Source organism: Methylocapsa acidiphila B2 (assembly GCF_000427445.1).
In the GTDB taxonomy this organism is placed as follows: domain Bacteria; phylum Pseudomonadota; class Alphaproteobacteria; order Rhizobiales; family Beijerinckiaceae; genus Methylocapsa; species Methylocapsa acidiphila.
In genome coordinates, this window is sequence record NZ_KE386496.1 from 757121 (window position 1) to 782291 (window position 25171).

A 25171-nucleotide genomic window follows, 5' to 3' on the forward strand; every position below is an offset into this window, starting at 1 on the left:
ACTCAATCCGGCCTGGGCTTGGCCGGCGGCAGGCCCCGCGCGCGCGCCGCGGCGTCGAGGAAACCGCGGGAGGTTGCGATGAACTCAGGAATGTTCAGTAAGAAAGCGTCATGGCCGCGGTCCGTTTCGATGTCAACGAAGGACACCGAGGCGCCGCCGGCGTTCAAGGCGTGCACGATCGCGCGCGAGGCCGCCGTCGGATAGAGCCAGTCCGAATTGAAGGAGACGACGCAAAAGCGCGTCTTCGCGCCCTTGAACGCGAGCGCTAGCGAGCCGTCATAATCGGCGGCGAGATCAAAATAATCGCAGGCTCTGGTGACATAGAGGTAAGAATTGGCGTCGAATCGATCGACGAAGCTCATGCCCTGATAGCGAAGATAGTTTTCGATCTGAAATTCCGCATCGAAGGAGAAGGTCGGTGCGGCGCGGCCCTGCAGCTTGCGGCCAAACTTGCTCTGCAGCGCTCCATCGGACAAATAGGTGATATGCGCGGCCATGCGGGCGACGGCCAGTCCCTTGGTCGGCACGACGCCCTGTTCGAGATAGCGTCCTTTCCGCCAGTCCGGGTCGGCCATGACCGCTTGGCGCCCGACCTCGTGAAAGGCGATGTTCTGCGACGAATGCTTGGCGGCGGTCGCGATCGGCATAGCGGCGAACACGCGCTCCTTATAGCTCGCGATCCATTGCAGGACTTGCATCCCGCCCATGGAGCCGCCGACGACGCAAAACAGCGTGTCTATGCCGAGGCGGTCGATCAGCATGGCCTGGGCGCGGACCATGTCCTTGATGGTGACGATCGGCAGATCGAGCCCATAGGGCCGGCCCGTCGCCGGATTGAGCGACGCGGGACCCGTCGTGCCCATACAGCCGCCGATGACATTGGTGGAAATGACGAAATAGCGGTCGGTGTCGATCGGCCGCCCCGGTCCGACCATGGTTTGCCACCAGCCAGGCTTGCCGGTGATCGGATGGTCGTTGGCGACATGCTGATCGCCCGTCAGCGCGTGGCAAACGAGAACGGCGTTGGAGCGGTCGGCGTTGAGCGCCCCATAGGTTTGATAGGCGATCGTGAATGGGCTAAGCGAGCTTCCTGCGTCGAGCTGAAGCGGTTGGTCCGCGCCGAAATGCGCGACGAGGCTGTGCGGCGCGTCGACTTCACGGAGGCCAGCCGCCTTGTTCGTCGGATCAGGGGGCACTTGCGCTCGATGCGTTCGGTATGGCGAACATTATGTACGTTACTTAGGAGAATATGGCGCAAAGTGTCAAGATTGCGCAAAGTTTTTCCGGCGGTTGTTCGGATTGGGCCGGCAATTCCAAGGACCCAGCCAGGCCCTCCAACCTAGCTCGCCCGCTTCGGACTCGCGCGCGAGGCGAGTGGAATCGGCAGGCGAGATCCGGATTCGTCGAGAATGGCGAAGTGATAGCGGCCAGCCTCGTCCTGCCGAACGGAATAGCGCAGGCGCTCGACGACATTATTAGCGGAGTCGAAGGTGAGGACGGCGGGACTGAGATCGGCGATTTGCTCGCCCTCGACATAGATGGAGCTGCAGATGATGAGCTCGTCGCCGGGCTGGCAAGTCCGCGCGGCGGCGCCATTGAGAATGCAGCAGTGCGAGCCGCGCTGCCCAAGAATGACATAGGTCGACAGCCTAGCACCGGAATTCTTGTTCCAGATCTCCACGAATTCGAGCGGCAAAATCCCGGCCGCCTCGCAATGGTCCGGATCGAGCGTGATCGAGCCATGATATTCGAGGTTCGCCTCCGTGACGCGGATGCCATGGAGCTTGCCGCCGACGATCTTTCGCATGTTTCAAAATCCGTTTCGCTGAATTCACGCGCCAATAGGATCGGAAGCGATTATTTCGCCAGCCGTGTTCCAAGACCGAGCCGCGGCGCATTCCCTCGAGTTTGCGCGTGCGAAATTCGCCGCCACCCATGCAGCAAATTTCGGAGAAATCCAGCTTTTTCCGCGTCCGCCGAATGGCGCCGATTCTAAATGGGGGCACATGCTGAATGCCAAAAATACTGTAATTTCAAGATATTTACATCTATATTGAATGTTTTGACGTAGCGGTATTCGACGTCGAAGTGCGATCGCACATTCAAATATTGTACATTCGAAAAGTTATATAAACATATGATATATTGATATAATGGCCATGCTAAGCTGAGTTATCGTTCGGTTTCATCGACATGGCCCGCGCCTTCGAAGCGCGCGAGTTCCGCGCCTTCCGCCGCCTGATCTCCCGCCCGCACGTAAAATTCCGTGATAAGCCCGTCGCCCGGCGCGCGGAGCTGATGCTCCATCTTCATCGCCTCCAAAACGAGGATCGGTTGATTGGCTTCGACGCGGGCGCCGGGCTCGACCAGAAGCGCGGCGATCCGCCCCGGCATAGGCGAGACGAGGCGCCCGCGCGCTTGCGGCTTACTTGCCTCTTCGCCGGTCCCGTCGATGAGCGCGAAATGGCGGACGGCCTCACCTTTGCGGAACACCGCGAAGCCCGCCGGACACCCGGTCCAGGACGCCGATCGTTGATGGCCGTCGAGATCGACGCACAAGGCTCCATCGGGTGCGAGCGCGCCTCGCGCGTAGAGAACCATGCCGTCTTGCGGCAGATCGAGTCGCCAACCGCGGCGCAGATAGGCGACGCCGATCGCGATCTCGTCCCGCGGCGCGGCGTCGATTTCGCGCAGCCGCAGGGTTTCCCGCAGCCGTCCATTGAGAAGCCAGCCGTCGCGCGAACTCCAAGGGCTCCATTGATCCCGTGAGCGCTTTGCTTGCGCCCGAGCTGCCTCTTCGCGCCAACAAAGGAGGCCGACCGCCGCCATCGCAAGGATCTCGCGAGAGGGAGGGCCCGGCGGGGCCAGCAGGTCGGCGCTATGGCGCGCAATGAAGCCGGTGTCGAGCGCCGCATCGGCATAGGCCTGATGCCCGGCTATGCGGCGCAATAGCTCTATGTTGGTCGCAACGCCTTCGATAAAGACATCGTCGAGCGCTGCGCGTAGACGCCGGATCGCCGCCGGCCTGTCGGCGCCCCAAACGATCAGCTTGGCGATCAGCGGATCATAATAGATTGGGACTTCGCCAGGGGCCGCGACGCCGGCGTCGATGCGGAGTTGTGGGCTAGGCGTCGGTAGATCGAGGCGCTCGATGCGCCCGGGCTGGGGCAGGAAATCCCGCATCGGGTCCTCGGCGTAGAGGCGCGCCTCGATTGCATGGCCGTGCGACAAAATTTGCGCCTGTTCGAGCGGCAGAGCCTCACCCGCCGCGATGCGGATCTGCCATTCGACAAGGTCGAGGCCAGCAATCATTTCCGTCGCCGGATGCTCGACTTGAAGACGCGTGTTCATCTCCATGAAATAAAAGGCGTCGAGCGAGGCGGGGACGAGAAACTCGATCGTGCCGGCGCCGACATAGGAGATCGCTTTCGCCGCCGCCAGGGCGGCCTCTCGCATGTGCCGGCGCAAGTCATCGGAAAGGCCAGGAGCAGGCGCCTCCTCGATGATTTTCTGATGCCGGCGTTGGATCGAGCAATCGCGATCGAAAAGATGGACGTAATTTTGCCGTGCGTCGGCGAAGATCTGAACTTCGACATGCCGGGGGGCCGGCAAGAATTTCTCGACGAGCAGGCGATCGTCGCCAAAGGCGGAGGCGGCTTCGCGTCGGGCGCTTTCGACGGCGGCCGCGAAGGCTGCGGCTTCCGCGACGATCTTCATGCCCTTGCCGCCGCCGCCGGCCGAGGGCTTGATCATGACCGGATAGCCTATCGCGTCGGCCGCCTCGCCGAGGCGCCGCAGGCCCTGGTCTGGGCCGTGATAGCCCGGCAGAAGAGGCACGCTAGCGCGCTCCATAAGCGCCTTGGCCTCCGCCTTGTCGCCCATAGCTCTGATCGCGTCAGGCGGCGGCCCAATGAAGACGAGTCCGGCTTCGGCGCAGGCTTCGGCGAAAGCGGCGTTCTCGGCCAGAAAGCCATAGCCCGGATGCACGGCCTCGGCGCCCGCCGCCAGCGCCGCCGCGATGATCTTGACGCCTTCGAGATAGCTCTCGCGCGCTGGCGCCGGGCCGATGCGCAAGGCTTCGTCGGCGAGTGCGACATGCAGCGCCTCGCGATCGGCGTCGGAATAGACCCCGACGGTCGAGATCGCCAGGCGCCGCGCGGTCTTGATGATCCGGCAGGCGATCTCGCCGCGATTGGCGATGAGGATTTTGGAAAAAAGCGCGGGCATGTCGAGCCTCACATCCGGAACACGCCGAAGCGCGTCGCCTCGATCGGCGCGTTGAGCGCGGCCGAGATCGAGAGGCCTAAAACCCTGCGCGTCTCGGCCGGATTGATGATCCCGTCGTCCCAGAGCCGTGCGCTCGCATAATAAGGATGCGCCTCGCGCTCGAATTTCTCGTGGATCGGCGCCTTGAAGGCCTCTTCCTCCCCGGCGGACCAGGGCGTCCCCGCCGCGTCGAGATTGTCGCGGCGCACCTCGGCCAAGACATTGGCGGCCTGCTCGCCGCCCATCACCGAGATTCTCGCGTTCGGCCACATCCACAGGAAGCGCGGGCCGAAGGCGCGCCCGCACATGCCATAATTGCCGGCGCCGAAACTGCCGCCGACGACCACCGTGAACTTGGGAACATTGGCGCAGGCGACGGCGGCGACGAGCTTGGCGCCGTCCTTTGCAATGCCTTGCGCCTCGTACTTCCGGCCGACCATGAAGCCGGTGATGTTTTGCAGAAAGACCAGCGGAATCTTGCGCTGCGCGCAAAGCTCGATGAAATGCGCGCCCTTCAGCGCCGATTCCGAAAACAGGATTCCATTATTGGCGAGAAGGCCGATCGGATAGCCGAAAATATGGGCGAAGCCGCAGACAAGCGTCGTCCCATAAAGCGCCTTGAACTCGTCGAAATCGCTGCCGTCGACGATGCGGGCGACGAGTTCGCGCGCGTCATAGGATTTGCGCGCGTCGGCGGGGACAATTCCATAGATCTCCTCGGGATCATAAAGCGGCTCGACGGGCTCCCGGATCTCGAGGGTTGGGCGTTTGACGCGATTGAGGTTGCCGACGATGCGTCGCGCGATCTGAAGCGCATGAGCGTCATTCTCCGCATAATGATCGGCGACACCTGAGACGCGGGCGTGAACCTCGGCGCCGCCGAGATCCTCCGCCGAGACGATCTCGCCCGTCGCAGCCTTCACCAAGGGCGGTCCGGCGAGGAAGATCGTGCCTTGCCTTGCGACGATGATGGTCTCGTCGCTCATCGCAGGGACATAGGCGCCACCGGCCGTGCAGCTTCCCATCACCACCGCGATCTGAGGGATTCCCTCCGCCGACATGCGCGCCTGATTATAAAAAATTCGGCCGAAATGATCGCGATCCGGGAAGACCTCGTCCTGATTCGCCAGATGGGCGCCCCCGCTGTCGACGAGATAGATGCAGGGCAGATTGTTTTCGCGCGCGATCTCCTGCGCCCGCAGGTGCTTTTTCACCGTCAGCGGATAATAGACGCCGCCCTTCACCGTTGCGTCATTGGCGATGACGACGCATTCATGGCCCTCGATCCGGCCAATTCCCGTGATGAGCCCCGCCGCCGGCACGGGCTCTGGGTAGACCTCATAGGCCGCGAATTGCGAAAGCTCCAGAAAGGGCGCGCCAGGATCGATGAGCGCGGCGATGCGGGCGCGGGGCGGCAGCTTGCCGCGCGCGAGATGGCGCTCGCGGGCTTTGGCCCCGCCGCCGAGCCTGAGCTCGACGACTTTGTGCTTCAGATCATCGACCAGCGCCTGCATCGCCGCGCGATTGGCGGAAAATTCGGGCGCGTGCGGATCGATATGGGATTTGAGACGCGTCATGCCCGCCCTCAATTCCCTTCGAATAGTTCGCGGCCGATGAGCATGCGTCTGATCTCGCTGGTCCCGGCGCCAATCTCGTAAAGCTTGGCGTCGCGGAGCAGCCGGCCGGTCGGGAAATCGTTCACATAGCCATTGCCGCCGAGAAGCTGGATCGCGTCAAGCGCCGCTTTGGTCGCGTTTTCGGCCGCAAAAAGCAGCGCGCCGGCGGCGTCCTTGCGCACTGGTGCGCCGCGATCGCAGGCCCGCGCGACGGCATAGACATAGGCCCGGCTGGCCGACAGCCGCGCATACATATCGGCGAGCTTGCCCTGAACCAGCTCGAACTCGCCGATCGCTCGGCCGAATTGCTTGCGGTCATGGGTGTAGGGCAAGCATATGTCGAGGCAGGCCTGCATGATGCCGAGCGGTCCGGCGGCGAGGACGGCGCGCTCGAAATCGAGGCCGGACATCAGGACGCTCACGCCTTCATTAACTTTGCCGAGCGCATTTTCTTCGGGGACCTCGCAATCCTCGAAAACGAGCTCCGAGGTCGGCGAGCCGCGCATGCCGAGCTTGTCGAGCTTTTGCCCCGCGCGGAAGCCCTTGAAGCCGCTCTCGATCACAAAGGCAGTGACGCCATGGGCGCCGGCGGCGGGGTCGGTCTTGGCGTAGACGATAAGGACCGAGGCGCAATGCCCGTTGGTGATCCAGAGCTTGGCGCCGTTCAGCACATAGCGGTCGCCTTTCTTGTCGGCGCGCAGGCGCATGGAGAGGACATCGGAGCCGGCGCTCGCCTCCGACATGGCGAGGGCGCCTACGTGTTCGCCCGACAGCAGCTTCGGCAAATAGCGTTGCTTCTGCGCCTTGGTCCCGTTGCGGCGGATCTGATTGACGCAGAGATTGGAATGGGCGCCATAGGAGAGGCCGACCGAGGCGGAAGCCCGGCTGATCTCCTCCATGGCGAGACAATGCGCGAGATAGCCGAGGCCGGCTCCGCCATCCTCCTCCTCGACGGTGATTCCATGGAGGCCGAGCGCGCCGAGTTCCGGCCAGAGATCCTGCGGAAAGCTGTCGCTTCTGTCGATCTCGGCGGCGCGGGGCGCGATATTTTCCTGCGCGAATCCGGCGACCATGTCGCGCAACATGTCGAGATCCTGCCCGAGCGCGAAATCGAGACTGGGATTTTGCATCAAGCGGAGTCCTCAGAGGAAATCACGCGGCGTCAGGTCGGCCGATGGCTGCTGCCGCCGGGAGCGCCGCGCTTATGACGGTAACTTGAGAGGAGCGGATCTGGTTTCGGCCAGAGCCCGCGAAAGTTTGCGGCGCCGCCCCGCGCCATGCCATAGAGCGCTTGGCGCCGGCCGTATTCGCCACGCTCGTTCACGAAGTTTTTTCAGCATGTCCGCTTCCGCAAACGCTCTCGACCTCTGCCGCGCCCTCGTCCAATGCAATTCCGTGACGCCGCAGGATGGCGGGACGCTCGACGTGCTCGAGGCGACGCTGAAAAGGGCTGGTTTCGCGACGCATAGGGTGGTTTTTTCGGAGCCAGGCACGCCTGATATCGACAATCTCTACGCCCGCATTGGCTCGGGCGCGCCTTATCTTATCTTCGCCGGCCATACCGACGTCGTACCGATCGGCGACGCCGCCAAATGGCGATTTGATCCTTTCTCGGCCGAACTCGCCGAAGGCGCGGTCTGGGGACGGGGCGTCGCCGATATGAAGGGCGCGGTCGCGGCCTTCGCAAGCGCAGCATGCGCCTATGTTGCGCAGCATGGGCTGCGAAAAGGCTCGATCGGGTTTCTCATCACAGGCGATGAGGAAGGCCCGGCCGTCAATGGCACGGTGAAGCTTCTGCGCTGGGCTGCTGAGCGGGGCGAGCGCTTCGATCATTGCATCGTCGGCGAGCCGAGCAATCCTTTAGCTTTGGGCGAGATGATCAAGATCGGCAGGCGGGGCTCGCTGAACGGCTCTCTGACGGTAATTGGCCGCCAGGGCCATGTCGGCTATCCGGAGCGGGCGAATAATCCCATTCCCGCAATGCTGCGCCTGCTTCAGGCCTTGCTCGCCGAGCCGCTCGACAAGGGAACGGCGCATTTCTCCGCCTCCAATCTCGAAATCGTCTCGGTCGATGTCGGCAATCCGGCCTGGAACGTCATTCCGGCCGAGGCGCGCGCGCGGTTCAATATCCGCTTCAATGATATCTGGACGCCGGAGACGCTAGGCGCGGAGCTTCGCCGCAGGCTCGAGGCGGCGGGGCAGGGCGCAGATTACGCGTTGAGCTTCGAGCCCTGCAATGCGCTGGCCTTTGTGACGGAGCCCGATTCCTTCACTGAGCTTGTCGCGGGCGTGATCGAGAAGAAGACGGGGCGAAGGCCTGAGCTTTCAACCTCGGGCGGCACGTCCGACGCGCGCTTCATCCGCGCCTATTGCCCGGTTCTCGAATTCGGCCTCGTCGGCCAGACCATGCATATGGTGGACGAGCGGGTAGCCGTCGCCGATGTGGAGGCGCTGGCGGAGATTTATCGGGCGGTGCTGGAGGAATATTTCCGTAAGTGACCGCGCCGGACGCCAGGCCGAGTTCAGCCGCACTTAATAAAGGCGCTCGACGCCGAGACGCTTCAAATCGGCTTCAAACGGCTTATGGCTTCGTCTCGGTTCATGTCGGCAATTGGCACAGGCTGGATGGATTCTCACGCTGAGAGCGTCGCCTCAGGTCACGGTAAAATCGCAAGGGCCCGCGCGGGAAAGCCTAGGCCGTCCTGCACCTTCGGCCAGGTCACGACAATCAGCGCGCCCGTCGCTGGAACTCGATCGAGATTGGCCATCACTTCGATCTGATAATGGCCGCTCGTCAGAATATAGGTCTCACTGTCCATTTTTTCGGTCGTATCGGCGTCCATGGATTCATGGCCGATCGCCGTCACGCCCCGCTGCTCGACGAGAAATTTCACCGCGTCCAAGGACCAGCCCGGGAAGGGCGTCCGCTTGAACCGCTCAGGATCACGGTCCCAATCTTTCGACATATCGGTGCGTAGCGCGGCAAAGGCCCCTTTCGGCACATCGCCATGCCGCCTCTCCCAGTCCTGAAGATCGGCGAGGGAGAAGGCGTGATTGGGGTCGGCGCCGAGATAAGGTGTGTCGTCGAGCACGACCAGCGGCAGGATCATTTGGTCGAGCGGGATCTTGTCCATTGTGATCCCGCCTTGAGCGAAATGCGCCGGCGGGTCGACATGCGTCCCATATTGCCCGACCATTTCATAAAAGGTCGCGCGAAACCCGTCCCTTGCGATCGTATAGGGCTTCTGGGTCGCCGGATCGACGGCAGGGCTGAAACGAGCCTGGCCAAAGCCTTGCCAAACCGGCGCGTCGGGGCCGAAGGAATGCGTGAGATCGACGAATTGCTTCGACGCCAGGATCCTATAGGCCTCCGCCAGTGAGCCTTCGGCGAGCGCCGACGGGCTCGAATAGGCGCCGGCGAGGCAAAGCGCCAAAAGCCAGCGCCCGGCCGCGCTCATTCGGCGTTGACCTGCCTCGGCAACATGCGGTGCAAGGCCCCGTCGCGCCGCACATAGACATGCCAGGTCACGCCGAGCACATGAAAGGCGACGAGCGCGTAAAGGACCCATTGCAGCCAGAGATGCGCCTCCTCGGCGAGTTCCCCGACGTTTTTGTTTTCCGGAATGATCGTGGGTAGGTCGAACAGGTAGAAAAAGCTGATGGGATGGCCGCCGGCCTGCGACATGATGAAGCCGGTGACCGGCATGGCGATCAGAACGAGATAGAGAAAAAGATGGGTGATCTTGGCGAGCGCGGCCTCCCAGGCCGCGACTCGTCCCGTCAGAGGCGGAGCATTGCTCACCGCGCGCCAGAGAATGCGAAACGCGGCGATGGCGAAGATCGTGACCCCGAGCGCCTTATGGAGGGTGAAGAGATCGGGGCGCGAGGGATTGTCGCGGGCCTCCGCTGCCATGATCCAGGCGACGATCACCGCCGCTGAAATCAGGAGCACGGTGAGCCAATGCGCCCATTGCGCCACGAGCGCATAGCGCGGCTCGGCGTCTTCATCATAAAAATCCGCCTTTTTCAGCATAAGCCATGGCTCCTCTGGGCAATGAACAGATCGATCTTTCGTAGCGCAGCAGGCTTCGTCACAGTCACTCCATCCGAAAATGCTTGGAGAGCTTCAAGCCCTGGCCCTGGTAATTGGAGGCGTCGCCCTCGCCATAGAGCACCTTTGGCGGCGCAGCCATTTTCTCATAAACGAGCCGGCCGACCACTTGTCCATCCTCCAGAATGAACGGCACCTCATGGCTTCGGACTTCGAGCACGGCCCGCGCGCCGGGGCGATGGTCTGCCGTCGCGCCGAAGCCCGGATCGAAAAAACCTGCGTAATGGACGCGAAATTCACCCATAGCCGGATCGATCGGCACCATCTCGGCGGCGAGGTCGCGCGGAATTTGCAGCCTTTCGCGAGACGCCAGAATATAGAATTCACCAGGATCGAGAATCAGCCCCTTGTCGTCGCGGGGGCGAATTTCATCCCAAAAATCGTCGACCCTATAGGCCGCGATCCGATCGACGTCGATAATGTCGGCGTGCTTTTGCGCGCGATAGCCGATCACGTTTCCGACAGATTGGGCGCCGAGTCCGACGCTGAGGACAAGCCCGTTGCGCAGGTTCAAATCGCCGTCGACCAACGCCGTCCTTTGGTGATGCTCGCGAAGCTCCTTATCGTCCATCCCGAAATCAGTCCGCTCGAGCTGCTGCGAATTCAGCCGTCTGAATCGGATCTGATTGAGCCTTGCGCCTTTGCGAACGCGGACGCTGAAGCTGCGCGGGGAAACCTCGGCGAAGAGCTGGCCCCGGTAGCCGCGCGCGGCGCGGTCAAACACGTCGCTATTGTCCGTGATGAGGCGGGTGAAAATATCGAGCCGGCCGGTCGAGCTTTTCGGATTGGCGACGCCGAGAATGCTCTCGGGCAGGTTCAAATGTTCGAGCAAGGGGATCACATAGACGCAGCCGCGCTCCAGCACCGCGCCATTGCCCTCCAGACTGATCGAATCCGTCTCGAGCGCCTCGAGTTGCTCAGAAACTTTGCGCTCCCTGCCGGGGAGAAAGCTGGCCCGGACCCTATAGGCTCGCCCGCTCAGGCGAAGGTCGAGACTCGCCGGTTGAAACTGACCTTCGTCGAGTTCCTTTTCGGCTTGAATCATCTTCCGGCGGACCATCAGCTCGATCTTCTCGCGCGGAAGAAGCCCGAACTGAACACCGAAATCTCCGGCGCCGAGGAGAGACGAGTCCATCTCGTCGTCGCGCCCGGATTTGGCGAAAAGAGACGGCATGGCGAAACGCATGATCCTTCAGAGGCTGGAAAGGCGCGGAGTGCAGGGGATTAGGATGAATTCCCGCGCTTGTCGCCCGGGCCGCCGCCGCGGGCCGTCACCCGATCCGACGATTTGGATTTTCCATCATTCCATAATTTGGCGCGGAATTTTGGCTCTCCGCCCGATTTTCGATAAAAAATCTGCCGGGCGCGCCGATCGCGCGCGGTGCAAGATTGCATTGGCAAAACGGGACAAGCTTGTTTAGGTGACAGCATCTGCATCCTTTTCAACACATCCGGCGAGTCCTTTCGGAAATTCAGATTAAGGAGACGAGATGAGCGAGTCCGGGCAAAAGAAGCGCGATCCTAAAACCTTGCGCCCGGCGACGCAGCTCGTTCATGGCGGGACGCTTCGCTCGCAATTCGGCGAGACCTCCGAGGCCATCTTCCTCACGCAGGGCTTCGCCTATCCCTCGATGGAGACCGCCGAGGCGCGGATGAAGGGCGACGAGCCCGGCTATGTCTATTCGCGCTATTCCAATCCGACTGTCGCCATGTTCGAGGAGCGCATGGCCCTGCTCGAAGGGGCGGAGGCGGCGCGTGCGACGGCGAGCGGGATGGCGGCGGTATCGGCCTCTCTTTTCGGTCTGGTTAGGGCCGGCGATCATGTCGTCGCCGCCCGCGCTCTTTTCGGGGCCTGCCTCTATGTCGTCGAGGAGCTTCTGCCGCGCTTCGGCGTGGCCTCGACGCTGGTCGACGGCGCGGATCTCGCGCAATGGCGCGCCGCGATCCGGCCCGAGACCAAGGTTCTGTTCATAGAAAGCCCGACCAATCCCTGTCTTGACGTTTACGACATCGCCGCCATCGCTGCCATCGCGCATGAGAACGGGGCCAAGCTCATCGTCGATAATGTGTTCGCCACGCCCGTGCTGCAAAAGCCCTTGGCGCTCGGCGCCGATCTCGTCGTCTATTCGGCGACCAAGCATATAGATGGCCATGGCCGTTGCCTCGGTGGAATCATCCTCGGCGGCCGCGAGGTCATCGAGACCGACATTCATCCTCTCCTTCGCCAGACGGGGCCTATTCTCTCGCCCTTCAACGCATGGGTCTTCCTAAAATCGCTCGAGTCGCTGCCCCTGCGGGTGCGCCAGCAAATGGAAAACGCTGGCCGCGTCGCGGATTTCCTGGCCGGCTCCCGTCATGTCGCGTGCGTCCGCTATCCCGGCCGGGCCGATCACCCGCAGGCCGAGTTGGTCAAGAAGCAAATGGCCGGAGGCGGGACGCTGGTCGCTTTCGAGATCGAAGGCGGGAAGCCCGCCGCCTATGCTTTCGCCAATCGGCTTTCGATCATCACGATCTCGAATAATCTCGGCGACGCGAAAAGCCTGATCACCCATCCGGCCACGACGACGCATCAGAGATTGACGCCTGAAGCGCGGGCTGCGCTCGGCGTGAGCGACGGACTTCTGCGCCTCTCGGTCGGGCTCGAGGATGCGGATGATCTCATCGACGACCTCGATGCGGCGCTCGACGAGCTCGATCGTCAAGGCCTCGCGGCGGAATAGTTATTGCTTCCCCTTTTTGGCGCGGCCGTTCCATCAGATCCGTTTTCTCGGGAATGAGCCTGTGTTAATTGTCTCGCGTCGGGCCTCGTCCGGCGCACTCAGATCAGATCGAGCCATGTACAGCGCCGTCACGCAAGACATTCAAATCACAGTGCTGCCAGAATTCGTTCCAGAGCGATCGGATGCGGATGAGGCGACCTTTTTTTGGGCCTATACGGTCGAAATCGCCAATCAGAGCAATATGACGGTCCAGCTCACCGCGCGGCATTGGAAGATCACCGACGCCAATGGCAAGCTCGAGGAAGTGCAAGGCCCAGGCGTCGTCGGCGAGCAGCCGATTTTGAAGCCCGGCGAGACGTTTCGCTACACGTCGGGATCGAATTTGACGACCCCCTCGGGCATCATGACCGGGACCTATCGCATGGTGAACGAGAACGGCGACGTGTTCGAGGCCGAGATCCCGGTGTTTTCCTTGGATTCCCCTTACGCGCGTCGCGTCCTCAACTAAGCCGCCCGCCGTCGCGAATCTCGGCCGCAGGCTGACAACGAAAGGCGCGCGGCTATGCGTCGGCGCGGCGAGCATTCAGGAGCTTTCCGCCGATGTCCATCGCGCGCGACAATTCGGATAGCCTCGCCGCCACGCTCGACTTGCTCGATCTTCTGATCGGCTTCGACACCGAAAGCTCGAAATCCAACCTGGCGCTCGTCGCGGCGGTCGAGACCTATTTTCAACGCCTCGGCGTGGATTATGTGAAAATCCCCAATAGCGAGGGCGATAAGGCGGCGCTTTTTGCGACCGTCGGCCCCAAGATCGACGGCGGCGTGGTTTTGTCAGGCCATACCGACGTCGTTCCTGTGGAAGGCCAGGCCTGGACAGGCGATCCTTTCAAGCTGCGCCATGCCGACGGCAAGGTCTTTGGCCGCGGCGCCTGCGACATGAAGGGCTTCGACGCCATTTGCCTTGCGATGATCCCCGAATTCCAAAAGGCGCGCCTGTCGCGTCCGATTCATATTCTTTTGAGCTATGACGAGGAGACGACCTGCCGCGGTCCGCTCGATACGATCGCGCGTTTCGGCGGCGGCTTGCCGCGTCCGGGGGCGGTGCTCGTCGGCGAGCCGACGCTGATGCAAGTGGCCGACGCGCATAAGGCGATCGCGACCTATCGCACCACGGTCCATGGGCATGAGGCTCATTCGTCCAAGCCGCACCTCGGCGCGAATGCGATCCAGACGGCCTGCGACCTCGTCACGGAGCTTTATCGCTTCGCCGCTCAGCTTGAGGCCGCCGGCGATCCATCGGGACGATTCGACCCGCCTTTCTCGACGATCCAAGTCGGCACCATTCATGGCGGGACGGCGCGAAATATTCTCGCCAAGCAATGCGCCTTCCATTGGGAGTTCCGCAGCCTTCCGGATGTGCCGCCAACGCTGGCGCTGGATCATCTTGAGCACTATGTCGAGACCGTTGCGACGCCGCAGCTCACGCGCTTCGCCAAGAACGCCTTTATCGAGACCGTGACCGAGGTCGAGGTGCCGGGCCTCAGGCCGGAGAGCGGGTCGTCGGCGGAAAGCCTGGCCTTGAAGCTCGCTCAGTCCAATCGCACGATCACCGTGCCTTTCGCAACGGAAGCCGGCCAATTCCAATCGGCGGAAGTGCCGACGATCGTCTGCGGCCCCGGCTCGATCAACCAGGCGCACCAACCGGACGAATATATTGAGATCGCGCAAATCGAGGCCGGACTCGCCTTCATGCGCAGGCTCGCGGCGGAGCTGAGCTAAGATCTGCATTGTTGAGATTGGCCAAATCGGCCTATCCGGAGCGGAGCTCTATAGACTCAAGGCTCCAGCACGGAATCCCAATAGAGATAGTCCATCCAGCTCTCGTGCAAATAATTTGGCGGGAAGAGCCGGCCGTTCTGGTGGAGATCATTGACCGTGGGCTGATAGGGCTTATGCGCCGGCCACATATGGGCTTCGTTCGGCAGCCTGTCGCTTTTCTGCAGATTGCAGGTCGAACAGGCTGCGACGACATTTTCCCAGGTCGTCGTTCCCCCCTTCGAGCGCGGGATGACATGGTCGAAGGTCAGATCCTGGCGCGCCCCGCAATATTGGCAAGTGAAGCGGTCGCGCAGGAAGACGTTGAAGCGGGTGAAGGCGGGGTGTCGCGAGGGCTTGATATAGGTCTTGAGCGAGACGACCGAGGGCAGGCGCATCTCGAAGCTCGGACTTCGGACCATCTTATCGTAGTTGGAGACGATATTGACCCGATCGAGAAAGACCGCCTTGATCGCATCCTGCCAAGACCAGAGCGACAGGGGATAGTAGCTCAAAGGCCTGAAATCGGCGTTGAGCACGAGGGCCGGACATGCCTCCGGCGATACAGTGGGGTGAACATGAACCGTCAAAACCGGCCCTCGCCCTGCATTCGCTCCCCATTAGCGGCTGGGCTTTAACTCGTCAACGTCATTCGGATCAGGAGGCCGAGCGCGAACTTAATTCCGCTTGCGGCGACCGCGACGGCGACGCTCCGGGCAAACCTAAAATAAAAAATAGATCAGGCGTTTAACGGGTCGGAACCGGCGTTCCGCTGCGATAATCATAGAATCCGCGCTGCGTCTTGCGCCCGAGCCAGCCGGCCTCGACATATTTGACCAGCAAAGGGCAGGGCCGATATTTCGAATCGGCGAGCCCTTCGTGCAGGACCTGCATCACCGAAAGAACAGTGTCGAGGCCGATGAAATCGGCGAGCTGCAGTGGCCCCATCGGATGGTTCGCGCCGAGGCGCATCGCCGTGTCGATCGCCTCGACCGATCCAACGCCCTCGTAAAGCGTGTAGATCGCCTCATTGATCATCGGCAGCAGAATGCGGTTCACGATAAAGGCGGGGAAGTCCTCCGAGACCGTATAGGTCTTGCCGAGCCGCGAGATCAGCTCTTTGGCGGCCTCGAAGGTCGTGTTTTCGGTCACGATGCCGCGGATCAGCTCGACGAGCTGCATGCGCGGCACTGGGTTCATGAAATGGATCCCGATGAAGCGCTCCGGCCGATCGGTCACGGATGCGATCCGGGTGATCGAGATCGAGGACGTGTTCGAGGCCAGCATGGCCTCCGGCTTGAGGGAAGGGCAGAGCTTGGCGAAAATCTTGCGCTTGAGCTCTTCATTCTCGGAAGCGGCTTCGATGACGAGATCACGGTCGGCGAAGGCGTCGTAATCCACAGCCGGCTTGATCCGGCTCAAAGCCGCGTCGCGCGTCGCCGAATCGATCTGGAGCTTCTCAACCTGGCGGTCGAGATGCGCGGCGATGACATTGAGTCCAGCCTTGATTCGCTCTTCGGATATGTCGTTTAGCGCGACCTCGATGCCGGCGAGGGCGCAAACTTCAGCGATGCCCGTCCCCATTTGTCCGGCGCCGATCACCCCGATCTTATTGATGTCCATTTCATTCGTCCGTAACGGAAATCAGACGCGAGGCCAATTTGATTTCTCATACCAAGAAAACCGGCGCCGCATTCTCATTTTTTCATCGACGCGACGCAGGCTTAGCGAAACCCGCGCTCGGTATTGGCGGGCGGAGTTCTAGACCAAAGGAGAAGCGATTGCCACTCGCTTGGAAAAACTTCCCAACGCGTCCAACTTTGACGGCGAGGAGCGTCTTCCTGACATGCGATCCGTCGCGCGAACTTTCTAGAAAATAGTGCGCCGGCGCGGCGCCGACGAATCGACAAGATGTCCATTTTCATCATCGCCGCTCATAGACCGATGATGGCGAGTTCCTCGTCCAAAGCTGGCAAAATAGTGAAGAGATCGCCGACCAGGCCGTAATCGGCGATCTGGAAGATCGGCGCTTCCTCATCCTTATTGATGGCGACGATCACCTTCGAATCCTTCATTCCGGCGAGATGCTGGATCGCGCCCGAAATCCCGACCGCGATATAGAGGTCAGGGGCGACGATCTTGCCGGTCTGCCCCACCTGCCAGTCATTCGGCGCATAGCCCGCATCGACCGCCGCCCGCGACGCGCCCATGGCGGCGCCCAGTCGATTGGCGATCGGCTCGATGAGAGACGCGAAATTTTCCGCGTTCTGCATGCCACGGCCGCCGGAAATGACGATCTTCGCGGAAGTCAGTTCCGGCCTGTCCGATTGTCCGAGAGCCTCGTCCTTGAAGCTCGAGACGTCTGGCGCCGCGGCTGCGGCTATGGTCTCGATCGGCGCCGCCGCGCCTTCGCCGCTCGCCTGAAAGGCCGCGGTCCGCACGGTGATGATCTTCTTCGCGTCGCTCGACTGGACGGTTTGGATCGCATTTCCGGCATAGATCGGCCGCTCGAACGTGTCCGGCGCGACGACCTTGGTGATTTCCGAAATTTGCATCACGTCCAGGAGCGCCGCGACGCGCGGCATCACATTCTTAGCGGTTGCCGTCGAGGCCGAGACGATCGCGGAATAGGGACCCGCCAATTGAACCAGAAGGGCCGCCAGAGGCTCGGCCAAGTGATGGGCGTAAAGCGCGTCGTCGGCGAGCAGGACTTTCTCCACGCCGCCGAGCTTGGAGGCGGCTTCGGCGGCAGCCTGAAGTCCAGAGCCCGCGACAAGAATATGAACGGGCTCGCCGAGCGCCTTCGCGGCGGTCAAGGCTTTGGCGGTCGCCTCGTTGAGCCGCCCCTTCTGAATGTCGGCGAGCAGCAAGACCGGCATTAGATCACCCCGGCTTCATTCTTGAGTTTCGAGACAAGCTCCGCCGCCGAGCCGACCTTGACGCCCGCTTTGCGCGCTGCGGGCTCGACCGTCTGGAGAATTTTCAGTCGCGGCGTGACATCGACGCCGAAATCGGCCGGAGTCTTCTCCAAGATGGTCTTCTTTTTGGCTTTCATGATGTTGGGGAGCGAGGCGTAGCGCGGCTCGTTGAGGCGCAAATCGGTCGTCACGACCGCAGGAAGTTTGAGCGTGACGGTCTGCAATCCGCCATCGACCTCGCGGGTCACGTCGATTGTTCCTTCGCCGGCTGCGCCGATCTCCAGCTTGGAGGCGAAGGTTCCTTGCCCCCAGCCGAGCAGCGCCGCGAGCATCTGGCCGGTCTGATTGCAATCGTCGTCGATTGCCTGCTTGCCGAGAATGACGAGTCCCGGCGACTCCGCGTCGACCACGGCCTTCAAGATCTTGGCGACCGCGAGCGGCTCGACAGGCTGGTCTGTCTGGACCAGAAGCCCATTGTCGGCGCCCATGGACAGAGCGCTTCTGATCGTCTCGACCGCTTGCGCCGGTCCAATGGAAACAACGAGAATTTCCGACCCCTTGCCGGCCTCGCGCAAGCGGAGCGCTTCCTCGACGGCAATTTCATCGAACGGATTCATCGACATTTTGACATTGGCGAGATCAACGCCCGAGCCGTCCGGCTTCACGCGGATCTTGACGTTGTAGTCGACCACCCGCTTCACGGGCACGAGAATTTTCATCGGGAAACTCAAGGATATTTTGCTTTGCAGGCCGCCGCAATACCTAGCATGTTTTGAAAAGCGCGGCGCCCGTTTCAATCGGACCCTAAGCCGGAATTGTGGATTTGAGCGGTCTGTCCGAACATCCGAGTCGACAGAGTCGGAGAGAGCCTTAAGTAATCGCGCCTGCTGGGCAAGTCAATAAAGCCAAGCTTGCCTGAATCGGCGCACCGTCGGCCTCGGCGAACAACGGCAAGCGTTTTCATCCCCTTCGGCACGCCCTGCTTTTGCGGCCTCGGCCGATCAGGCCAGGGCGTAGCGCGGCCGCGGGTCGCCCCGAAAGCTATAGGCGCCGATATGGGTCAACCGTCCTTCGGTGTCGAGCCAAATCTTGCCGCCAATGTCGCGCCATTTCTGGCAGAAGCCGAAGTCTTCGCTAACGTAAGCGTTGGTGTCCTTGTCGATCAGGCAATCGAACAGCGCGTAATTTACGTCGGCCTTGGCGTTGGAATAGGCGTGCGCGCTGGTGTAGCGGCTTTGCGGATAGGCTTCGATCATCCGTTCGATCACTTCGCGCCGGACCATCATGAATCCGCCGCCGCAATAGATCCCGGTGGCGAAGCGTCCGTCGCGCTCCAGCTCGTTTCCAGAGCAGAGCGCGCCGACATAAAGAAGGGGAGCGGCCTCGAAGCTTTCGCCGCGGCTCGCGGCGCGCACGATCGCGGCATTGCTCCAATCGATGACTTTGAGCGGATAAACGCCCGCCACAAAATCCTGATCGAAACGGAGCATGTGATGCACCTGCTCAGGCTCGAAGCAGATGTCGGCGTCGATGAATAAAAGATGCGTCGCTGTCGGCGTGTTCAGGAACTGGGCGACGAGCGTGTTGCGGCTGCGCGTGATCAGGGAATCGTGGCCGAGCAACGCCAAGGCCGCGTCGAAGCTGTTTTGGCTCGCATATTGGATCAGGCCGAGGATCGACTGCATATAATGCTGTGAGACCAGTCCCCCGAAACAAGGGGTCGCGATAAACACCATCGGTCTCTTTACAGAATGCGTCATGATTAACCTTATCGACTCAATTTTTGGCGCTGCTTTCAATCTTCTTGCTTCTTGTCCCGCGACGGAAAACCGGCGCCGCGCGCAGGTCCTTGATAGGCCCCGAAGCTTGCGCGAAACCTGCAGCGGTGCGCCGGCCTGGGCAGGCGCGTTAATCCTAATGAGAAGTGAAGCCACACGGGGACGGAATTGGCGCTAATATGCGCCGCATGGCCGTTGGCGAACCGAGCGTGGCGTGGCCGGCTCGACGAATTCACGCAACAATAGGCGAAGCATGTCGCAATTATCGTATTTTAAAAGTAGCGTGCCGGTGTCTTTTGGCGAAAAGCTGGCCGGGTCAGAGCAATTCCTGATCTTGTTCAAGGAAGGAATGGATCTCGTCGGCGAAGCCGCCGCCTATCTCGACGGCGAGGGCCGCGAAGAGGCGAGGGCTTTAGCCCGCGCGGCGGCGCTCGCCTATGCGGTCGAAAGCATGCGGCTGACGACGCGATTGATGCAGATCGCGTCCTGGCTTCTTCTCCAACGCGCCGTCAACGAAGGCGAATTGACGCGGGCTGAGGCCGCTGCGGAAAAGCGCCGCATCCGCCTCGTCAAATCCGATCCTCTGTCCAATGACGATGTTCTGGAGCGATTGCCCCTGCGCCTACGCGAATTCATCGCCCGCTCGCGGCGTTTGCAGGCGCGCATCGTCCATCTGGACGGATTGCTGTATCAATCGCGTGAATTGCGCGCGATGGACGTCTCGTCCCGGAGCCCGGTCGGAAACCAGATCGAGCAATTGCGCGCAGCATTCGGTCCGGCGCGGATGAGTTCCGCCGCAATGTGAGCCGGCCCAGGCCTGTTGGGCGCCGGCCCTGTGGGAGATACGAAAAAGTAGAACTACTTTTTCGTGTGCCGCTCTCATTCGAGAATTTCACTGCCTTTTATACGGCGAGGACGACGACGCTTTTGGACATTTTTGTCCGAGGGCGCTGTGATCTATAGGCATCGGCGTCTTGCGCCAGGCTTGTGGGCAATCGGGCGGCCGCGCCTCAAAATTCCGCCGCCCCATTTTTTGCTCGGCGGCCGATAGCGGCGCCAGGCGCAAAATTTATTTCTTGCCGAAACTGAGATTGCCGAAGCGCGAATTGAAGCGCGAGAGCCTTCCGCCGCGGTCGAGCAATTGCTGCGAGCCGCCGGTCCAGGCCGGATGCGTCTTCGGGTCGATGTCGAGGTTCAGCGTATCGCCCTCGCTGCCATAGGTCGAGCGGGTCAGAAACTCGGTGCCGTCGGTCATGACGACCTTGATGAGATGGTATTGAGGATGAATATCGGGCTTCATCGACAGGAATCCTTTAAAGAACGCCAATGCGGCGTCAGCGGCTATGGTGCCGCCAGGCGCAGAAAAACGTCGCAGCGTCGCTGATGACGGGATTGTGGCCCTATATCTCAGTGCGGCCCTCGTTACAAGGTTGCCGCCGCCATCTGTGGCGGCGACGGCGCTCATTTCGCCTGAGATCGAGATGGTTCGGCCGTCTCCCCCTCCGCTTGCTGCCACGGATAGAGCCTTGGGATTGCGATCGTGAAGAGGGTCGCAAGCGCGAGCGCTGCAGCTGATCCTATGAGAAAAAGCGTCCAGCTGGTCGGACGCATCGCGCCGAGCGCGATGATGAGGAAAAGCATCGGCAGGTCGAGGAAATGCGTGAAGGTCGGCAGCGTCTCTCCGCGCGCGCGGCGAAGCTCCGGGGTGATGCTTCCCGCGGCCAGCGCGGCCCGCGTCAGCCGGCGCAGCCGCTGGAAATAGAGGCGGGTCACTGTATTGCCCTCGATGAACTCAAAGGCGAAGAGAAAGATCATTCCCGCGAGCCAGGGGATTTGAAGAAAGCCCCAGCCGCCATAGTAGCTCACGATGAGCCAGGAGCCGGAGGCAAGGAGCAGTACGGCCCCCGGGACGACGAGCCCGTCGTAAAAGACCGCAATGTTGCGGACCGCTTCTGCAAAAGGCGCGAGCTCGGTGAGCTGGCGCGAACGCAGATCGGCCATCCAAACCCCGATGAGCCCGCCGCCGATCAAGATCGCGCCGAGAATATGCAAAAACTTCAGCAGGCTATAGTCCACTTGCTTCTCCTGCGCATCGTTCGTCGTCCGGCCTTGCGCCGCCATCTCGCGCACGCTCGAGCCTCGCGCGCAGAGCCCGCAATAGGGCGACAGCTTGCGCCAGGTCGTCCGGCGACAAGCCCCTCGTCAGATCCTCCGCCCAGGGCGCTTGCTTCGTCATCGCGGCGGCGAAGGCCGCTCGCCCGGCTTCTGTCATCGTCACCAGCTGTGCGCGTTTGTGATGTGGATTAGCGGCGAAGCGCACGAGACCGTCTTTCGCCATTTCCTTGACCAGCCTTTGCACCGCCTGGCGCGATAGCCCCTTGTTGCGTGCGATCGAGGCGACCGAAAGCGGGACTGCCGAGCGATCCATGGCCCCAAGCACCTGCCAGCGGGCGCTCGTCAGGCCGAGAGACCGCACAAGCTGGTCTCCAGCTTCGATGAGGCGGCCGTTCAAGCGAAAGATCTCGAGGATCAATTCGGTCAAGGTTTCGGCGGCGCGAGCCTGCGTGCTTTCCGTACTCATGTCGTATATTGTCGTAATGACAATATATTGTCAATTTGCGAAAAGGCTGCATCCGGCGGCGGCGCGCTTTACTCATGCCCCGCGAACGTGTACCCCGGCCGCGTAATGGACCCGGCGCCGCCATTATGGGTGCGCCGGGATTATTTTTGGCCGCGTGGCGCGGTCCAATTCGATTGAATCGAGACAGAGCAAAGCCCTGCTATGGCGAATGTGGTGGTGGTCGGCGCCCAGTGGGGCGACGAAGGCAAAGGCAAGATCGTCGATTGGCTGTCCCTCGAGGCCGATATTGTGGTGCGCTTTCAGGGCGGCCATAACGCCGGCCATACGCTCGTCATTGGCAACCAGGTCTACAAACTGGCGCTTCTGCCTTCAGGCATCGTGCGGCCCGGCAAGCTATCCGTCATTGGCAATGGCGTGGTGCTGGATCCGCATCATCTCGTCGAAGAAATCGCCAAGCTCGAAGCCCAGGGCGTCGCCATTTCGCCGGACAATCTCAAGATCGCCGAGAATGTGACGTTGATCCTCTCGCTTCATCGTGAGCTCGACGCCCATCGTGAATCCGCGAATGTCGAGGCGCTGAAAATCGGAACGACCCGTCGAGGGATTGGCCCCGCCTATGAGGACAAGGTCGGGCGCCGCGCTATCCGCCTCATGGACCTCGCCGAGCCGGACCTGCTCGATCAGAAAATCGCGCGCCTTCTCGCCCATCACGACCCTTTGCGGCGTGGGCTAGGTCTCGAGCCGGTCGCCGCGGAGGCGATCCGCGTCGAGCTCGACTGCGTCGCGCCCAAGATCCTGCCTTTCATGGACGCGACCTGGGAGCGGCTCGAGGCGGCCCGGCGCGCCGGCAAGCGCATTCTATTCGAGGGCGCGCAGGGCGCTCTCCTCGACGTCGATCACGGGACCTATCCGTTCGTGACTTCGTCGAATACGGTCGCGGCCCAAGCCGCGACCGGCTCCGGCCTCGGCCCCAAGGCGATCGGCTATGTGCTCGGCATCGCCAAGGCCTATACGACGCGGGTCGGCGGCGGCCCCTTTCCGACCGAGTTGACGGACTCGATCGGCCAACTGATCGGCGATCGCGGCCATGAATTCGGAACCAATACCGGCCGGCGTCGGCGCTGCGGCTGGTTTGACGCCGTTCTTATGCGCCAGACCGTGAAGACCTCCGGCATCGATGGAATCGCGCTCACCAAGCTCGACATTCTCGACGGATTTGACGAGATCAAGGTTTGCGTCGGCTATCTTCTCGATGGCGAGCGGATCGATAGGCTTCCGGCGAGCCAGGCGGGACAGGCGAGGGTCAAGCCGATTTACGAAACGATCGAGGGCTGGAAAGACACGACGGCGGGCGCCCGGTCCTGGAGCCAGCTTCCGGCACAGGCGATCAAATATGTTCGACGGATCGAAGAATTGATCGAGGCGCCCGTGGCTCTTCTCTCCACGAGCCCGGAACGGGCGGACACGATTCTGGTCCACGATCCGTTCCGCGACTAATCTAAGGCCCGACCGAGAGCGGCGCGGTCCAAGTTACGCTCAACGCTCACGGGCGCGCCCGTTGGTATTGACGGCAAGCCCGCGGAATGCTCTGAACCCCGCATGGCTGATTACTACCCGCTGCTCGCCAAGGCCGTTGCGGGCCTGCCGAGTTCCACGCCAGAGACGCGCCGCGCGATCTATGAACGCGCGCGCGGCGCTTTGATCGGCCAACTTCGGCGCATGGACCCTCCGGTTCCCGAGGCCGACGTTGATCGCGAGGCCGAATCTCTGGAAGCGGCGGTCGCGCGCATCGAAGCCGAATGCGCGCCGCCGACTGTCGCCGAGGAGCCGAAGTCGAGCGAACCGATTCCGGCTGCGCCGACGCCGCCCAGCGCGACGGCTCCCAGCTCGGCGCCTGTTGAACCGACAGCCGCCGAGCCGACTTCCGTGGAGCCGACCCCGACAGAGGCGACGCCAGCCGAACCCGTTCCGCGCGATCCTACGGCGATGGCGGGACTTGCAGCCGCGGCCTCGGCCGCCGCGGAGCAGCCTCGCGAAACATCGGGCGTTGCGGCGCCCGGTTCCGAGCCGGCCCGCCCGCCTGCGCCGAAAGCGCCGCCCGGCGTGGTCGCGGCCCAACGAGAGCCGCGCCGTCCTCCGGCCTCAGGGTCAAATGGGCCGCCTTGGACGAAGCCGGATTTGCGGCGTCCAAAGGCGCCGATCACACACATCCCGCCGGGAAGAGCGCGGCCAGGCGCCAAAGCGCCCTTCTCAGACATAGGCCCCGCGGTGCCGCGCCCGAGCGATCCGCGGCGCGCCCCCGAGCCTGTTCCGCCGGAGGTCCTCTCCGTCGCGCAGGCCGCCGCTTCGGGCGACGCGCTCAGCCGCCAAACGGCTGCGCCTGAAGACATGCGCGTGCAAACGCCCTCGGGCGACGACGCGGCAGGGTTTATCGCGCCGAGTGAATCGGAAGAGCGAATCATTCAACCAGTCGCGCGGACGAGGCCAGACGCACAGCGTCCCTTCGCGCCGCGACCGGCGCCGTCGAGCGGAGGCCCGAAGCGCCTTTGGATCTTCGGCGCGGTTCTCGGACTCTTTGTCCTAGTCATCGCCATCACGGCCTTCGAGCTGAGGGACCGGCCGGAGGATCTAACTGGCTTGAAACAGGCGACGCCTTCAGCCTCGACCGAGCCAGCTCCGAGCGGCAAGATCGTCGATCGCATCGGAGGCGGCGCGGGTTCTGTGGCGAGCCCGACCAAACCGGCAGCGACCGGCGCTGGCGGGCAGGCCGGAGCGCTCTCCTCTGCCGCCGAATCGACCGAACCGGCGGCCGCTGTCGCGACCCGGGCCGCTCTTTTGGTCGAGGCGCCGGACGATCCAAATAAGGTGAAGACTTTTCTTGGCTCGGTGGTTTGGCGGGTCGACAATGTCAGCAATGGGCCGGATCAGCCTTTGACGACGGCGGTTCGCGCCGAAATCGAGATCCCCGAGGAAAAGCTGCAGGCGGCGATGACCTTCGAGAAGAATTTCGACGGGTCTCTGCCGGCTTCTCACACGATGAAGATCAATTTCACCGTGGCGCCCGGCGGACCTCTGCCCGACGTTCAGCAGATCAATGTTCCGCAAATGCGCCGCGAAAACGCGGAAACGGGCGACGCGCTGACCGGGGTTCCGGTCCCGATCACGCAGAACGCGTTCCTTGTAGGTCTGAGCCGCGGCAACGCCGAGGCGAGCAATCTCGATTTGTTGAAGTCGAGGGAATGGATCGACGTTCCAATCGTTCTCGCCAATGGCCGGATCGCCAAGTTGACCTTTGAGAAGGGGCCCACGGGGCAACGCGCGCTCGACGACGTGCTCGCGACCTGGCAGGCGCAATAGGCGAGGCCG

Annotated in this window: 23 protein-coding genes; 7 read left to right on the forward strand and 16 right to left on the reverse strand. The window is 62.2% G+C overall.

The window, feature by feature from the left end:
* Window positions 1-2 precede the first annotated feature (2 nt).
* The 5 genes from metX to METAC_RS0105115 all read right to left on the reverse strand — a co-directional run bounded on the left by metX (window position 3) and on the right by METAC_RS0105115 (window position 7012).
* Window positions 3-1196: a homoserine O-acetyltransferase MetX gene (gene metX / locus METAC_RS0105095; RefSeq protein ID WP_026606190.1), complete on the reverse strand. Its 1194-nt coding sequence runs from the start codon at window positions 1194-1196 to the stop codon at window positions 3-5.
* Window positions 1197-1339: 143 nt separating this feature from the next.
* Window positions 1340-1807, reverse strand: a complete 468-nt coding sequence (gene panD / locus METAC_RS0105100) for an aspartate 1-decarboxylase (protein WP_026606191.1) — start codon at window positions 1805-1807, stop codon at window positions 1340-1342.
* Window positions 1808-2172: 365 nt separating this feature from the next.
* Window positions 2173-4227: an acetyl/propionyl/methylcrotonyl-CoA carboxylase subunit alpha gene (locus METAC_RS0105105; RefSeq protein WP_036256001.1), complete on the reverse strand. Its 2055-nt coding sequence runs from the start codon at window positions 4225-4227 to the stop codon at window positions 2173-2175.
* A gap of 8 nt (window positions 4228-4235) precedes the next feature.
* On the reverse strand, window positions 4236-5843 hold the full coding sequence (locus tag METAC_RS0105110; RefSeq protein ID WP_026606193.1) for a carboxyl transferase domain-containing protein: 1608 nt from the start codon (window positions 5841-5843) through the stop codon (window positions 4236-4238).
* Window positions 5844-5851: 8 nt separating this feature from the next.
* Window positions 5852-7012, reverse strand: a complete 1161-nt coding sequence (locus tag METAC_RS0105115) for an isovaleryl-CoA dehydrogenase (RefSeq protein WP_036255308.1) — start codon at window positions 7010-7012, stop codon at window positions 5852-5854.
* 208 nt (window positions 7013-7220) lie between these two features.
* Here METAC_RS0105115 and dapE point away from each other — a divergent pair, with 208 nt between their 5' ends.
* Window positions 7221-8381 (forward strand): succinyl-diaminopimelate desuccinylase, encoded by a 1161-nt coding sequence (gene dapE / locus METAC_RS0105125; protein ID WP_026606195.1) that lies wholly within the window; start codon window positions 7221-7223, stop codon window positions 8379-8381.
* Window positions 8382-8539: 158 nt separating this feature from the next.
* On the opposite strand, the gene METAC_RS0105130 is transcribed toward dapE, so the two are convergent.
* The 3 genes from METAC_RS0105130 to METAC_RS0105140 form a co-directional block, all read right to left on the reverse strand.
* The gene (locus METAC_RS0105130) at window positions 8540-9340 is read right to left on the reverse strand and encodes a cyclase family protein (RefSeq protein ID WP_026606196.1); all 801 of its coding nucleotides are present in this window, start codon (window positions 9338-9340) and stop codon (window positions 8540-8542) included.
* The gene (locus METAC_RS0105135) at window positions 9337-9915 is read right to left on the reverse strand and encodes a cytochrome b (RefSeq protein WP_026606197.1); all 579 of its coding nucleotides are present in this window, start codon (window positions 9913-9915) and stop codon (window positions 9337-9339) included. Before METAC_RS0105135 ends, METAC_RS0105130 begins: the two co-directional genes overlap by 4 nt.
* Window positions 9916-9979: 64 nt before the next feature.
* Window positions 9980-11167, reverse strand: coding sequence for a 2'-deoxycytidine 5'-triphosphate deaminase (locus METAC_RS0105140; RefSeq protein ID WP_026606198.1), 1188 nt, complete (start codon window positions 11165-11167; stop codon window positions 9980-9982).
* 316 nt (window positions 11168-11483) lie between these two features.
* Between METAC_RS0105140 and METAC_RS0105150 the strand changes: the two genes are divergently transcribed.
* From METAC_RS0105150 to argE, 3 genes are all read left to right on the forward strand, one after another.
* Window positions 11484-12713 (forward strand): O-succinylhomoserine sulfhydrylase, encoded by a 1230-nt coding sequence (locus METAC_RS0105150; protein WP_026606199.1) that lies wholly within the window; start codon window positions 11484-11486, stop codon window positions 12711-12713.
* 115 nt (window positions 12714-12828) lie between these two features.
* Window positions 12829-13221, forward strand: coding sequence for a Co2+/Mg2+ efflux protein ApaG (gene apaG / locus METAC_RS0105155; RefSeq protein WP_026606200.1), 393 nt, complete (start codon window positions 12829-12831; stop codon window positions 13219-13221).
* A 92-nt stretch (window positions 13222-13313) separates the two neighbouring features.
* Window positions 13314-14492 carry an acetylornithine deacetylase gene (gene argE, locus METAC_RS0105160; protein ID WP_051335390.1) on the forward strand — a complete coding sequence of 393 codons (1179 nt, stop codon included), beginning with the start codon at window positions 13314-13316 and terminating at the stop codon, window positions 14490-14492.
* A 56-nt stretch (window positions 14493-14548) separates the two neighbouring features.
* On the opposite strand, the gene METAC_RS0105165 is transcribed toward argE, so the two are convergent.
* The 5 genes from METAC_RS0105165 to METAC_RS0105185 all read right to left on the reverse strand — a co-directional run bounded on the left by METAC_RS0105165 (window position 14549) and on the right by METAC_RS0105185 (window position 19182).
* Entirely contained in the window at window positions 14549-15118 is a 570-nt protein-coding gene (locus METAC_RS0105165) for an HNH endonuclease (protein ID WP_026606202.1), read from the reverse strand.
* 157 nt (window positions 15119-15275) lie between these two features.
* On the reverse strand, window positions 15276-16151 hold the full coding sequence (locus tag METAC_RS0105170) for a 3-hydroxybutyryl-CoA dehydrogenase (RefSeq protein ID WP_026606203.1): 876 nt from the start codon (window positions 16149-16151) through the stop codon (window positions 15276-15278).
* 311 nt (window positions 16152-16462) lie between these two features.
* Window positions 16463-17407, reverse strand: coding sequence for an electron transfer flavoprotein subunit alpha/FixB family protein (locus METAC_RS0105175; RefSeq protein ID WP_026606204.1), 945 nt, complete (start codon window positions 17405-17407; stop codon window positions 16463-16465).
* Window positions 17407-18165: an electron transfer flavoprotein subunit beta/FixA family protein gene (locus tag METAC_RS0105180; protein ID WP_026606205.1), complete on the reverse strand. Its 759-nt coding sequence runs from the start codon at window positions 18163-18165 to the stop codon at window positions 17407-17409. The genes METAC_RS0105175 and METAC_RS0105180 overlap by 1 nt, the downstream gene beginning before the upstream one ends.
* A gap of 282 nt (window positions 18166-18447) precedes the next feature.
* Window positions 18448-19182, reverse strand: a complete 735-nt coding sequence (locus METAC_RS0105185) for a hypothetical protein (protein ID WP_245257421.1) — start codon at window positions 19180-19182, stop codon at window positions 18448-18450.
* A gap of 295 nt (window positions 19183-19477) precedes the next feature.
* Here METAC_RS0105185 and rcdA point away from each other — a divergent pair, with 295 nt between their 5' ends.
* Complete coding sequence (gene rcdA, locus METAC_RS0105190) at window positions 19478-20029, forward strand: protease adaptor protein RcdA (protein ID WP_026606207.1); 552 nt, start codon at window positions 19478-19480, stop codon at window positions 20027-20029.
* A gap of 264 nt (window positions 20030-20293) precedes the next feature.
* Here the strand turns inward: rcdA and rpmE are convergent, their stop codons facing one another.
* The 3 genes from rpmE to METAC_RS22425 all read right to left on the reverse strand — a co-directional run bounded on the left by rpmE (window position 20294) and on the right by METAC_RS22425 (window position 21805).
* Window positions 20294-20524, reverse strand: coding sequence for a 50S ribosomal protein L31 (gene rpmE, locus METAC_RS0105200; RefSeq protein WP_026606208.1), 231 nt, complete (start codon window positions 20522-20524; stop codon window positions 20294-20296).
* A 161-nt stretch (window positions 20525-20685) separates the two neighbouring features.
* Complete coding sequence (locus tag METAC_RS22420; RefSeq protein WP_245257548.1) at window positions 20686-21345, reverse strand: DUF2269 domain-containing protein; 660 nt, start codon at window positions 21343-21345, stop codon at window positions 20686-20688.
* Entirely contained in the window at window positions 21290-21805 is a 516-nt protein-coding gene (locus METAC_RS22425) for a MarR family winged helix-turn-helix transcriptional regulator (protein ID WP_051335392.1), read from the reverse strand. Before METAC_RS22425 ends, METAC_RS22420 begins: the two co-directional genes overlap by 56 nt.
* A 201-nt stretch (window positions 21806-22006) precedes the next feature.
* On the opposite strand from METAC_RS22425, the gene METAC_RS0105215 reads away from it, so the two are divergent.
* Together METAC_RS0105215 and METAC_RS0105220 are read left to right on the forward strand one after the other, a co-directional pair.
* Window positions 22007-23302 (forward strand): adenylosuccinate synthase, encoded by a 1296-nt coding sequence (locus METAC_RS0105215; RefSeq protein ID WP_026606209.1) that lies wholly within the window; start codon window positions 22007-22009, stop codon window positions 23300-23302.
* A 102-nt stretch (window positions 23303-23404) separates the two neighbouring features.
* Window positions 23405-25162, forward strand: coding sequence for a hypothetical protein (locus METAC_RS0105220; RefSeq protein WP_026606210.1), 1758 nt, complete (start codon window positions 23405-23407; stop codon window positions 25160-25162).
* Window positions 25163-25171 lie beyond the last annotated feature (9 nt).

What these genes read in the sequence shown, in the direction of transcription:
- METAC_RS0105115 (WP_036255308.1), bottom strand. Translation starts at nt 7,012, where the DNA reads ATGCAAAATCCCAGTCTCGATTTCGCGCTCGGGCAGGATCTCGACATG.
- panD (WP_026606191.1), bottom strand. Translation starts at nt 1,807, where the DNA reads ATGCGAAAGATCGTCGGCGGCAAGCTCCATGGCATCCGCGTCACGGAG.
- METAC_RS0105185 (WP_245257421.1), bottom strand. Translation starts at nt 19,182, where the DNA reads ATGGTGTTTATCGCGACCCCTTGTTTCGGGGGACTGGTCTCACAGCAT.
- METAC_RS0105110 (WP_026606193.1), bottom strand. Translation starts at nt 5,843, where the DNA reads ATGACGCGTCTCAAATCCCATATCGATCCGCACGCGCCCGAATTTTCC.
- METAC_RS0105170 (WP_026606203.1), bottom strand. Translation starts at nt 16,151, where the DNA reads ATGGACATCAATAAGATCGGGGTGATCGGCGCCGGACAAATGGGGACG.
- rcdA (WP_026606207.1), top strand. Translation starts at nt 19,478, where the DNA reads ATGTCGCAATTATCGTATTTTAAAAGTAGCGTGCCGGTGTCTTTTGGC.
- dapE (WP_026606195.1), top strand. Translation starts at nt 7,221, where the DNA reads ATGTCCGCTTCCGCAAACGCTCTCGACCTCTGCCGCGCCCTCGTCCAA.
- METAC_RS22420 (WP_245257548.1), bottom strand. Translation starts at nt 21,345, where the DNA reads ATGGCGGCGCAAGGCCGGACGACGAACGATGCGCAGGAGAAGCAAGTG.
- METAC_RS0105220 (WP_026606210.1), top strand. Translation starts at nt 23,405, where the DNA reads ATGGCTGATTACTACCCGCTGCTCGCCAAGGCCGTTGCGGGCCTGCCG.
- rpmE (WP_026606208.1), bottom strand. Translation starts at nt 20,524, where the DNA reads ATGAAGCCCGATATTCATCCTCAATACCATCTCATCAAGGTCGTCATG.
- METAC_RS0105135 (WP_026606197.1), bottom strand. Translation starts at nt 9,915, where the DNA reads ATGCTGAAAAAGGCGGATTTTTATGATGAAGACGCCGAGCCGCGCTAT.
- METAC_RS0105130 (WP_026606196.1), bottom strand. Translation starts at nt 9,340, where the DNA reads ATGAGCGCGGCCGGGCGCTGGCTTTTGGCGCTTTGCCTCGCCGGCGCC.
- METAC_RS0105105 (WP_036256001.1), bottom strand. Translation starts at nt 4,227, where the DNA reads ATGCCCGCGCTTTTTTCCAAAATCCTCATCGCCAATCGCGGCGAGATC.
- argE (WP_051335390.1), top strand. Translation starts at nt 13,314, where the DNA reads ATGTCCATCGCGCGCGACAATTCGGATAGCCTCGCCGCCACGCTCGAC.
- METAC_RS0105140 (WP_026606198.1), bottom strand. Translation starts at nt 11,167, where the DNA reads ATGCCGTCTCTTTTCGCCAAATCCGGGCGCGACGACGAGATGGACTCG.
- apaG (WP_026606200.1), top strand. Translation starts at nt 12,829, where the DNA reads ATGTACAGCGCCGTCACGCAAGACATTCAAATCACAGTGCTGCCAGAA.
- METAC_RS0105215 (WP_026606209.1), top strand. Translation starts at nt 22,007, where the DNA reads ATGGCGAATGTGGTGGTGGTCGGCGCCCAGTGGGGCGACGAAGGCAAA.
- METAC_RS0105150 (WP_026606199.1), top strand. Translation starts at nt 11,484, where the DNA reads ATGAGCGAGTCCGGGCAAAAGAAGCGCGATCCTAAAACCTTGCGCCCG.
- METAC_RS22425 (WP_051335392.1), bottom strand. Translation starts at nt 21,805, where the DNA reads ATGAGTACGGAAAGCACGCAGGCTCGCGCCGCCGAAACCTTGACCGAA.
- METAC_RS0105180 (WP_026606205.1), bottom strand. Translation starts at nt 18,165, where the DNA reads ATGAAAATTCTCGTGCCCGTGAAGCGGGTGGTCGACTACAACGTCAAG.
- METAC_RS0105175 (WP_026606204.1), bottom strand. Translation starts at nt 17,407, where the DNA reads ATGCCGGTCTTGCTGCTCGCCGACATTCAGAAGGGGCGGCTCAACGAG.